The sequence below is a fragment of the Pseudomonas sp. EA_35y_Pfl2_R111 genome, assembly GCF_963970955.1.
In the GTDB taxonomy this organism is placed as follows: domain Bacteria; phylum Pseudomonadota; class Gammaproteobacteria; order Pseudomonadales; family Pseudomonadaceae; genus Aquipseudomonas.
On the sequence record NZ_CAXAOM010000008.1, the window covers coordinates 18,448 to 28,761 of the forward strand.

The 10,314-nt window shown below is 56.3% G+C and carries 8 protein-coding genes; 1 reads left to right on the plus strand and 7 read right to left on the minus strand.

What is annotated here, in order from left to right; translation table 11 throughout:
- From AACY25_RS20725 to AACY25_RS20745, 5 genes are read right to left on the minus strand one after another with little or no spacing between them, the layout of a single operon-like run.
- The gene (locus tag AACY25_RS20725; RefSeq protein ID WP_339527246.1) at positions 1-711 is read right to left on the minus strand and encodes a flagellar hook-basal body protein; all 711 of its coding nucleotides are present in this window, start codon (positions 709-711) and stop codon (positions 1-3) included.
- Positions 708-2,795, minus strand: coding sequence for a flagellar biosynthesis protein FlhA (locus tag AACY25_RS20730; RefSeq protein WP_339527247.1), 2,088 nt, complete (start codon positions 2,793-2,795; stop codon positions 708-710). Before AACY25_RS20730 ends, AACY25_RS20725 begins: the two co-directional genes overlap by 4 nt.
- Positions 2,792-3,871, minus strand: a complete 1,080-nt coding sequence (locus AACY25_RS20735) for an EscU/YscU/HrcU family type III secretion system export apparatus switch protein (protein ID WP_339527249.1) — start codon at positions 3,869-3,871, stop codon at positions 2,792-2,794. The genes AACY25_RS20730 and AACY25_RS20735 overlap by 4 nt, the downstream gene beginning before the upstream one ends.
- Positions 3,868-4,611 (minus strand): flagellar biosynthetic protein FliR, encoded by a 744-nt coding sequence (locus AACY25_RS20740; protein WP_339527251.1) that lies wholly within the window; start codon positions 4,609-4,611, stop codon positions 3,868-3,870. The genes AACY25_RS20735 and AACY25_RS20740 overlap by 4 nt, the downstream gene beginning before the upstream one ends.
- Before the next feature lie 37 nt (positions 4,612-4,648).
- Positions 4,649-4,912, minus strand: coding sequence for a flagellar biosynthetic protein FliQ (locus AACY25_RS20745; protein WP_339527252.1), 264 nt, complete (start codon positions 4,910-4,912; stop codon positions 4,649-4,651).
- Between the two features lie 507 nt (positions 4,913-5,419).
- On the opposite strand from AACY25_RS20745, the gene AACY25_RS21090 reads away from it, so the two are divergent.
- Positions 5,420-5,644, plus strand: a complete 225-nt coding sequence (locus AACY25_RS21090; protein ID WP_445262174.1) for a sigma-70 family RNA polymerase sigma factor — start codon at positions 5,420-5,422, stop codon at positions 5,642-5,644.
- 491 nt (positions 5,645-6,135) lie between these two features.
- On the opposite strand, the gene AACY25_RS20750 is transcribed toward AACY25_RS21090, so the two are convergent.
- Both AACY25_RS20750 and AACY25_RS20755 read right to left on the minus strand, forming a co-directional pair.
- Positions 6,136-6,630 (minus strand): hypothetical protein, encoded by a 495-nt coding sequence (locus tag AACY25_RS20750; protein WP_339527254.1) that lies wholly within the window; start codon positions 6,628-6,630, stop codon positions 6,136-6,138.
- A gap of 17 nt (positions 6,631-6,647) precedes the next feature.
- A partial coding sequence (locus AACY25_RS20755) for a LysM peptidoglycan-binding domain-containing protein (protein WP_339527256.1) occupies positions 6,648-10,314 on the minus strand: 3,667 nt, incomplete at its 5' end.

Sequence of the window (10,314 nt, forward strand, 5' to 3'; positions counted from 1 at the left end):
TTAATCCTTGCCCAATTGATTGATTCCGCTGTTCAGCATGCTGTCGTATGCCGATAACGCGCGTTGCATGGTCTCGACATGTCGCGAGACCTCCATGATCTTCACCATGTCGCTGCCCATGGCTGCATTCGAGCGTTCCAGCATGCCCTGATGCAGCACGTAGTCCTTGGCTGGTTGCCAGCCCACGGTGGGCTCATAGATACCGCTGCCGCTGGCCGCCAGCGTCAGCGGGTTATCGACGCGCACAACGCTGATTTGCCCGACCATTTGATCGTCGATACGTACCTGGCCGGCGCCATCTACTTTCAACTCCCCGCCCGAGACCTGAATGGGGCCGTCTTCACCCATAACCGGGTAGCCGGCATTGCTCACTAGGTAGCCAGCGTTGTCGACACTGAAGCGGCCATCGCGGGTCAACATCGCCCCTTGCGGTGTCTGCAAGGCGAACCAGGCGTCGCCGGCCAGCGCCAGATCGGTAGCCTTGCCGGTGTGCTGCAAGGCGCCGCCTTCGGTACTGATGCTGGTCTGGGTCTGAATCGCGTTAAGGCTCTGAGGCCCACCGCTCACCGATGCAACCGGAGCCAGCACGCTGAACGCGCGGCTAGCCTTATAACCGGTGGTATTGGCGTTGGCGACGTTTTGCGATACTTCGTTGAGGGTGTCGATATCCCGCTGAATAACCCCAGCCAATTGCATGATCAGATCACTCATGACGCCTCCAAGCTGGGAAAGCCAGGCAGGTCAATCATGCCGGCCGATACGATGCGCGCGTGCTGGCCGATCTCGTTGACCGAGAGCACCGCCATATGCGGCACCGCGCGCCACATAAAGGCGCGCAATACCCGGCGCAAGGGCGCTGCGCAAAGCAGCACGGGTTGTTTGTTGCTGCCCAACTGGCGCTCGGCTTCCTTGGCCACGGTGGTGACGAAGCGCTCCAACTCCACTGCCGGCAACAATGCGGCCTGCATGCCTTCACGCTGCCGTGCCGCTGCCAGCATGTAGCCCTCGAGCTGCGGCGCGATGGTGAGCACATTCAGCTCGCCGTTCTTGTCCACCAGCCGTTCGTAGAGCGCCGCGCCCAGGCGTTCGCGCACCCGTTCGGCGAGGTCTTCGGCGTTCTTGTTGCCGCGCCCCGCATCCACCAGCACTTCCAAAATGGTTTCCAGGTTGCGGATCGGCACCTGCTCGCGCAGCAGCAACTGCAGTACGCGTTGGATATCGGAGTAGCTGAGCACCTGGGGCACCAGTTCATCCACCAGGGTGCCGAGGACCGCACGTTTTTTCTCCACCAGGCGCTCGGTTTCCGCACGGGTCAGGAAGTCCGGGGCATAGCGCCGCGCGAGCTCGGACAGGTGAGTCAACAGCACGGTGTCCGGCTCCACCAGGGTATGCCCGGCGGTGCGCGCCTGTGCTCGCTGCTGCGGGTCTATCCACAGCGCGTTAAGGCCGTAAGTCGGCTCCTTGGTCGCACGCCCTTCCAGCAGCAAGGTGCTGCCGCCCGGATTGATCGCCAGCAACTTGTCGAACTCCAGCTCGCCGCTGGCGACCGCCGCGCCCTGCACGCATACCTGATAGGTACCGGCGGCCAGCTTCTTGTCCGCGCGTACATTCAATTGCGGTAAGGCGAAGCCGTAGTCGCGGGCGAACTGCTTGCGCAGGTTGTCGATGCGCAGGCTCAGGGTGCTGGTGGCCGCCAGCACATGGGCGGCCAGATCGGTACTCAGACGCAGTTCGAACGGGTCGTTATTCATCAGGGCATAGATATCGCCCTCGTCGGTCATATCGGCGTCGCTCGGCTTGGCGCTGCCCTCCTCGCCCTCGCTCTGCGCCTTGCGCTTCAGTTTGCGGAACGAGTACCAGGCGCCGGCGGCAAACAGCATAAACAGCATCAGCAGCGGCAATAGCGGCAAGCCAGGTAACAGCATCAGACACAGGGTTACCAACGCCACCACCACCAGCATCTTCGGATAGGCAGAAACCTGACGCCCCAGTTCCTGGCCGAGCCGCGCATCTGTGGCCGCGCGCGTGATGATGATGCCGGCCGCTACCGCGATGATTAGCGAAGGTATCTGCGTAACGATACCGTCGCCCACGGTCAGCAGCGTGTAGTGGTGCAGCGCATCACCCCAGCTCATGCCTTTTTGCAGCAGGCCGACCGCCAGGCCGCCGATGATATTGATGGCGATAATGATGATGCCGGCGATGGCATCGCCTTTGACGAACTTCGAGGCCCCGTCCATCGCACCGTAGAAGTTCGACTCGCGCTCCAACTGGCTGCGGCGCTGCTTGGCTTCGTCCTGATCAATCATGCCCATGTTCAGATCGGCATCGATGCTCATCTGCTTGCCGGGCAATGAGTCAAGGGTAAAACGCGCGGCCACTTCGGCCACCCGCTGCGCACCGCTGGTTACTACTACGTACTGCACCACCACCAGAATCAGGAACACCACAAAGCCGATCACGTAGTTGCCGCCGATCACATGCGTGCCGATTGCGCCAATCACCTGGCCGGCATCGCCATCGGTGAGAATCAGCCGGGTGGCGGCGATATTCAGCGACAGGCGAAACAACGTGGTCATCAGCAGCAGTGACGGGAAGGTGGAGAAGCTCAGCGGCTTATCCGTATCGAAGGTCACCAGCAACACCAGCAGGGCCACGGCAAAATTGGTCAGCAGCAGCAGGTCGAGCAACCAAGTAGGAATGGGGGTAAACAACACCAGCAGAATGCCGATAACCGCAACGGCCAATATCAGGTCGCTGCCTTCATTGATTATTCGGGACCACAACGTCTTCATGCCGTGACTACCTTGTTGCCCGGTAACGCGATGATCCAGCGGTACACCTGGGCTACATCGTCCTGGGTCAGATCGGGAATAGGCGCGTCGATGCGCGCCAATGCATGCAGCGCGCGCGCCAGTGGCGGGCGACGCAGCACGGGCACGCCATGTTTTCGCGCCAGCTTGCAGATGCTATGCGCCAATAGGCCACGGCCCATGGCCAATACCACTGGCGCACGCATGGTCGCTGGACGGTATTGCAGCGCCACCGCATAGTGGGTCGGATTGGTGATGATCACATCGGCATCCTTGACCTGGCCCAGGGCTGACGCTTTCTTCAGCAATTCCTGTTGGATGCCTTTGCGCTTAGAGCGGATTTCCGGGTCGCCCTCGCGGCGGCGGTATTCATCCTTGACCTCGCGGTAGCTCATGCGCATCTGCCGGCCAAATTCCTTACGCGCATACCAGATATCGAACAGCGCGGCAGCGGCCATCACCATCAGCACGGCAAAACCCAGCTGCATCAGCAATTGTTTGGCGGCTTGCGGCAGCGACAGCGGCGATACCGTGGCTATGTCCAACAGCTTGGGCGCCATACTTTGAAACACGTAATACAACACCAGCGAGAACAGCACGCCCTTAACCAGCACCTTGATCAGCTCCACAAACATGCGCCGCGAAAACATGCGCTTGAGCCCTAGGATAGGATGCAAGCGTTTGAAGTCTGGCTTGAGCGGCACGAAGGAAAATACCGGACCGTTGAAGATGAGGTTGGTGACTATCGCTACCAGCACCAGAGCACCGATAAGCGGCAACAACGCATAGGCCAGTTCCCGCAAGCTAAAACCGCCCTGTGCAGCCAGATAGCCCCAGTCGGCACCCAGTTGCTCGGCATTGCTCAGCCACCAATGGGTATGGGCGGCAAGCACGCTGGCCAACTGATAGGCCGTTGCCGAAAACACCATTAAGAAGGTCAGCAGCATCATGAACGACAGCAGTTCCTGGCTGCGTGCTACCTGCCCCTTCTTTCGAGCCTCTTCCAGCTTGAAAGGGCTGGCCTCTTCGGTCTTTTCCTGCTGATCATTACCGCTCATGGCGCACCCGCTGGTGCGGCGCTAAAGCGCAGGGCGTTCTCGAAGAGCAGCGGAATCCGTTGCACGATCAACGGCAGGCTCAGCAGTAGCAGCAACACCCCTACCCCCAGTTTCACCGGCAAGGCGAGAAAGTACACATTGGCTTGGGGCATGGAGCGCGACAGGAAGGCAAAGGCGGCATCGGTCAGCCAGAGCCCGAGAATCACCGGTATCACCAGCATAAAAGCCAGCAGAAACTGTTTGGACAAGATCTCCACCAAAGGCACGTTTAGCGCCGCTGCGGAAACGCTGCCCGGTGGTATCGCCATCAAGACATCAGCGAACACCCGCAACAAAGCATGGTGCATATCCAGCGCCACGAACAACAGTGCAAAGCCCAGTGCCAGCAGCTCGGCGATCAGCCCGGTGACAGTAGAGGTACCTGGATCGAAAACGCCCGCAGCGTTGAGGCCGATTTGCGTGTCGATCAGTTTGCCTGCCATGTCCAGGCCGGCATGGGCGGCATGGAAACCAAATGCCATTACCACGCCCAGCAGAAACTCGCCGAACAATGCCTGCAGGGAAAGTACCGGCGTCTGCTCAGGTGAAATAGCACTGGCCATCACTGTGGCCAGCACCAACGCCAGAAGCACGCGAACGGTCAGCGGGAAACGCGCGAAAAACACGATAGGCGAAGCGACCACGAGCGGGAGCAAGCGCACTGAGATCAGCAGCGTATTCAGAAAGAAGGCAGTCAACACAACCACACCGTCCGTGCGTTTAAAAAGCGTCCATGCGCTAGAGGCTAGCGGCCTGTGTAATAACACTCAGAGCGAACTGTTTAAGCACACTCAACATCCATCCGCCGAAAACCAACAGAATGACCACGCTGATAATCAGCTTGGGCACAAAGGTCAGGGTCATTTCTTGAACCTGGGTGGCGACCTGCAGAATGCTGATCAACAGTCCGACGATAAGAATCGCCAGCAACAGCGGCGCGGCCACCATCGCAGCCGTAAGAAGCGCATCCTTGAGCGCATGCAACACATAATCCTGTGTCATCCCCATCCTCTAAAGGGCGGTCAATCAGCCACCCGAGAGCCTGCGAGCTATGCCGCGGCTATGGCATATTGCCATTTATATTTTTGAGCCGCGGCATCCTATCGAGTACCCAAGCAGGCGTGCAATAGGAAGAAAACTCTTTTGCCAGCAAAGGCTTATGGGTACGCTTGTTTCAGACGAATGGTAGGTTGATTCGAGGAACTTCTCGAGCGCCTAACGCTCCTGCGAGGCGCCGACGGCCTTGAGTCTCTGCGCCAGGTGCGTTTTAACAGCGATGCCGAACCTTTATCAAAGGCGCGGCGCCCAAAGGTCTAGCTTGCTATATCAAGGATCAGCGTCCGGTTGCTCAGGACCGGCTCGCAAACATCAGCAGCACCGACCGTTTCGCCGACACCGATGCCGACCTCGAACTGGTAGTCAACGCCGCCGTCGACCTGGCCTTTGACTTCTTTCTCGAACTCGGCGTGCTGGATCAGGAACCCGCCGACAACGACCCCTTAAGCCTCTATAACCCAGCAATCCCACGACCACAGCCTCAGCCAGCTGGTAGAGAAACTCCCCGCCAACGAACGCCAGGTGATAGTCGGCCACTACTACCAGCACCTGAGCTTTGTTGCACTAAGCGAATTGCTGGGGGTGAGTAAGTCGCGCATCTCGCAGATTCATGCCCAGGCGCTTAAGCGCATACGCAAGGGGTATGAGGAGCAGGAGGGCATGGAGGTAAGGTGGTAAGGCTTGGCAATGGACGAGCACAGTGCTGTCAGCAAAGCCCCGGGAATGCTTACAGCACTTCCGAGCACACATGGGCAAACCGTAGGATGGTGTTGAGCGCAGCGATACCCATCGATCATGGTGTGGATGTTGGGGCGCTGTTTTACTGCGACGCTCGTTTAACCGCGGGCTGTTCTTTATTTAAAATCGACTCAGCCCCCATTTCTTCAAACCGGTGGCGGTGCTGCTGCAACCGAGCGCTGAAATCCTGGGGTGGCTTGCTCCAGGCAGAGCTGGAAGCTTAAGTTGATGACATTGGATCAATGATCTGGCTTGCATGGCTGGTCAATAATTATTCACTCCGACCCCTTTAGCTGCGATACCCATCGATCATGGTGTGGATGTTGGGGCGCTGTTTTACTGCGACGCTCGTTAAACCGCGGGCTGTTCTTTATTTAAAATCGACTCTGACCCCATTTCTTCCTGATCAAACGTTATTCACTCCGACCCCTTTAGTTCGTATTTCTTTTCAAAAAAGAAACCGGGTCTGATAAGAATTTGGCAGCATTAGAGTCTTCCAGCGCCAATGCCAATCTGGTGATATTCGGTTCGATCAACTTTCCACTGTCATGGATTACTAAAAGGCAATCCATTTTCAGTGCGATTTCCAAAATAGATTTAATGAATTGCGCATTGATATTTCTGACATCAATCGCGCAATCAATATCATCTTCCCATATTTCGATACTGTCACCATCGGACTCGCCATACATCGACGCGTCCGAACTCCATGAGCTCCTCGCAGGAAGAAGCTGCGACAATTCTCCAACGTGTGCCTTCATGAGGTTGTCCAAGCCATCCCAGTAGTTCGGGGATTCAACTAATTCTCTTTCCATCGAGTCGATCATTTTAGACCGATATTCAGGCAATATATCGATCGATTCTTTAATGTGCTTGCGCAAGCCAGAAACTGGAACCAGTGAAAATTTGAGCTGCCAAATCGCCATTAAATTATCTCCAGCTATTATCTCAGTCGTGGCATTTTTACTGATCCTGACGCGTCAAGCACATCCTGAAAAGTTTTGAATGAAGTGTTCGGGACTGGCACTTCTACTCTTTTGAAGAGCAGTTCATCAGTTTTTCCAAGACGTTGAGCAGCCATTACTCGATTGTTTCCAACCACAATGTACTGAGCTCCCCCAATATCTACGTATTGGATTACCTTGTTTTGTAATCCGTTCGCTTGTACGTCCTTAACAAGTTTTGTAAACGCTTTATCATTCATTCCATCCGTGAACTTTAGATGACCTTCCGCAAGATTCATCTCCGAAATGGACTTATACCCAGCGGCCGCGCTGTTTGTCGCATCACCCGGCCTTACAAGGCGCATATTAACTGCGCCCCGTTGTGCACCGCCAGCACGGCCTATGTCCTCAAATGTGACCCCGTACCGCCCAAATTTGCTGACCGCTCCTCCGGTTAGCAGCCCTCCGATCAAAGCACCACCTGCTTGTGCTGGGTTATCGTATGACGCTAGAGGGGTAATGTGGTAAGGATTAACATCTCTGAAACCAGCAAACGTGCCTTCTGGTGCAATCAATGTTTCCGCCAGCAAAGAATATCCATTCAGGCTTGTTTTGACGGTATCTACGGCAAAATTGAATGCCTCAGGGCCAAGGTTTACCGTGGTTGATCTGACCCCACCTTTAAAACCTTCGCCGGGATTATTCCAAACTGCAACCCCCATCTCAGCTAGGCCATACCCAAAGTCGCCTAGCGATTTCATCATGCCAGCAAGTACATATTTGGCTGCGTCACCTTCGGTGACGGCATTATCCTGCGCCTCAAGCCAGTAGGAGTCTGCTGATGCTCGGTGGCTAGCTAGGTAGTCAAGTCCCGCGCCATCAAGGCTCGCACCCTGCCCCCCTTCTCTATAGGGCAGATCAAAGGTACTAGTTTCAAAATTATCAATTTGGCTTCTACGCCAAACCTCATACGGAAGGGCTGCATCAGAACGTTGTCCTGGCTCCATGCCGTAATAGCGGGCATAAGCCTCTTCACCAAATGGATCTCCTGCGGCTGCCAGTCTGTTTTGAGTTACTTCACTAGTACCTGCCCTCTGCATCTGGTCCACGGCAAAATTACCCAACGTATTCCCAAAGGCATCCGCTGCGACCTGTCCGTAGTTTGGTCGTGCGCCACCGAACCATTTGTCGTTGATCGCCGCTGAGGTGTGGGCGCTGAGTTGGCCGCTCAGCAGTTGGCCTGGGTAGCCTTTGCCACCCAGGCTGTTGCCCAAATACCCGCCGACATAGGAGCCTGCCACCGATGCCGCCATGCTGCTCCAGCTAAAGCTGGTATCAAGTCCAACTATTTTGTTGGCAGCGTACCCACCCGCATAGTTAAGTGCAGCGGAGGCGGCGACCTTGCCATAGTTGGCAGCTCCACCGAGCTTCATTAGGTCAGCAGCTGTGCTGCCTCCCGTTACAACGCTACCGATTCCAGCTCCAATCCCCGCAGTTAAGCCACTGGCGGCTACTTGCTTCCAGCTGAACTTATCCTGGGCTCCCATAGCCATCCCGGACAACTGCGAGGCAGCGCTGCCGGCAATCGCCCCCATTGCTGCAGCACCCATTCCGATAAGGCCTGCCCCACCCGTAAGCGCAGCAGTGCCTGCCGCCGCCAAAGCGCCAAGAGTGGTGGTTGCGCCAGCGGCCGTAGCTGCCGCTCCAGCAGCGAGAGGTGCAAATGCCGTCAGCGCCGCTCCCGCCGTAAACACAGTCACCACCACCGCCACCACCACCATCACGGCTGCCGCAATGCCACCGCACTTCTTCTTTTTCGGCTTGGGCGGTGGCGGCGGTGCTGGGTTGATGGTGCGTGGCGTGGTATCGCCGATCACATCGTCGGGGTTATAGGGCTTAAACGTGGTCGCGTCGTTGTGGTTGCTGCTGACCACGTTGGGGATTTTCAGGTTATCGCCAGGCGTCAGCACTGCGCTCGGGGCAAGCCCGTTGGCGTCGGCGATCAGGTACCACATACGAGAGTCACCCCATAACGCCTGAGCAATACTCTCTAGTGTGTCGCCCTGGGTGACTACATAGTTGCCAGGCGTACGCGCTGGATAGAGGGCCGAGATGGGCGTGGAGGTGTCGCTAATTTCCGGGACGCTGGCGTTGCCGGCGTTAGCCACGGCCGTGCCTTGGTGGTACGCGTAGTTCTGCGTAAGTCCTGATGCTTCTTGCCGGGTAATCAGTTGGCCTTCTCGGTTGGACGCCAATTTGCGGTTGAATACATTACCGCCAATACCGACGGTGTGGAGCAACTCGCCGCGTTCGGTATAGGTATTGGTGGTAGTGCCCGGCGAGCCTTTATTTGTACGCACGACCGTTGCAACGTCTTCCCTGTAACTGTCAAACAACTTAAAGGTTGTGGAAGAGTTTCCTAAGTGGTCAATTGAGCTGCTACTGGGTTTGTATACAACATAGCGATATGACTCCTGCTGACCTGCAGCATTAATCATATTCGCTTCGTTAAAGTAGTTGCCTTGGACCAGCTTGCCGTCATTATAAAGTAGCTGGCTGTTTAGTTGCAGGTCGCCCCGGTATGTAAAAAGCGTGGTTGTTCTGGACTTCCGCTGCGTCGAGGCGCCATTCCAACTAAAGGTTGACTCTGTATTAGAGGTGCGTACCCCTTGTTCGGTGTAGCTCGCCGTATAGAGAACCTCATGAGAGCCAGCGCTGCTTGAACTGCTTGACATATCCGCAAGGGGCGCGCGATAAAATTCTTTCGCTGTAATCGTGGTTACTTGGCCCATATCGTTATAGGCATAACCCGTTCGCAGATAGCTATCATTGGTGTATTTATTAACAGTGATCTTAGGATCGCCCTTTGTACCGCCCGTTGTTACTTTTGTATACACGGCTCTTTGCCATGACTCTGACAAGAGGCGCCGACCGAGGGCGTCATAACTCATGACGTAGCCTTTAGCGAGCTTACTTACATCCTTATGTGCTAGTGCGCCGGCGACGATTTTGCCTTTTTTATTGCGAAAGCCCTCGGCAATAAGCGCACGCCCTTCAAGATCGTAAGTATTCCAGTCATCAATGGTGTGGCGTCCACCTGCTTGGTTAGTGGTATCCAAGTAGACGCGGCGGCGGTTACCCAACTCGTCATAGTCATATGTCAGAAAATCAATGCGGGCTGTCAACGCGAGGGTGTATTGAGTACCCAGCGCCCCGATCAGTTGATTACCTGCGGGGGCTTTCACGCCCTTGAGTCGTCCTTGCTCATCAAACCTGCTGCGGGTCTCGTTGCTGCTTACTTGGCTGATGGCCCCTGCCAGATAGCGTGCGCTGTTGATTTCCCGGACGCGGTTTCCGGCCTGATCGTACTCGTAGCTAGAGGTGCGGCTGTCCTCGGCAGTTGCCACACCAACTTCATTAGTGGTGAGAGTGCCTTCGATGATCGCCTTGCTCAGACCGTTGCTGTAATAGTTGTAGGTCTTGTCGGGGCCGGCAGTCCATATGGTCGAGTCAGCGATCGGCGGCAGCGCAAGACTTTCTCGCGTTAGTTGGCCAAAGCCGTTGTAGCTGTAGCTGTAGACCCTATTGCCAAGGTCTTTGCGGGCGACCAGGCGGCCAAAGTCGCCATCTTCGTGCGTCCAGGTCAGGGTGTTGTTGAGCCCATCG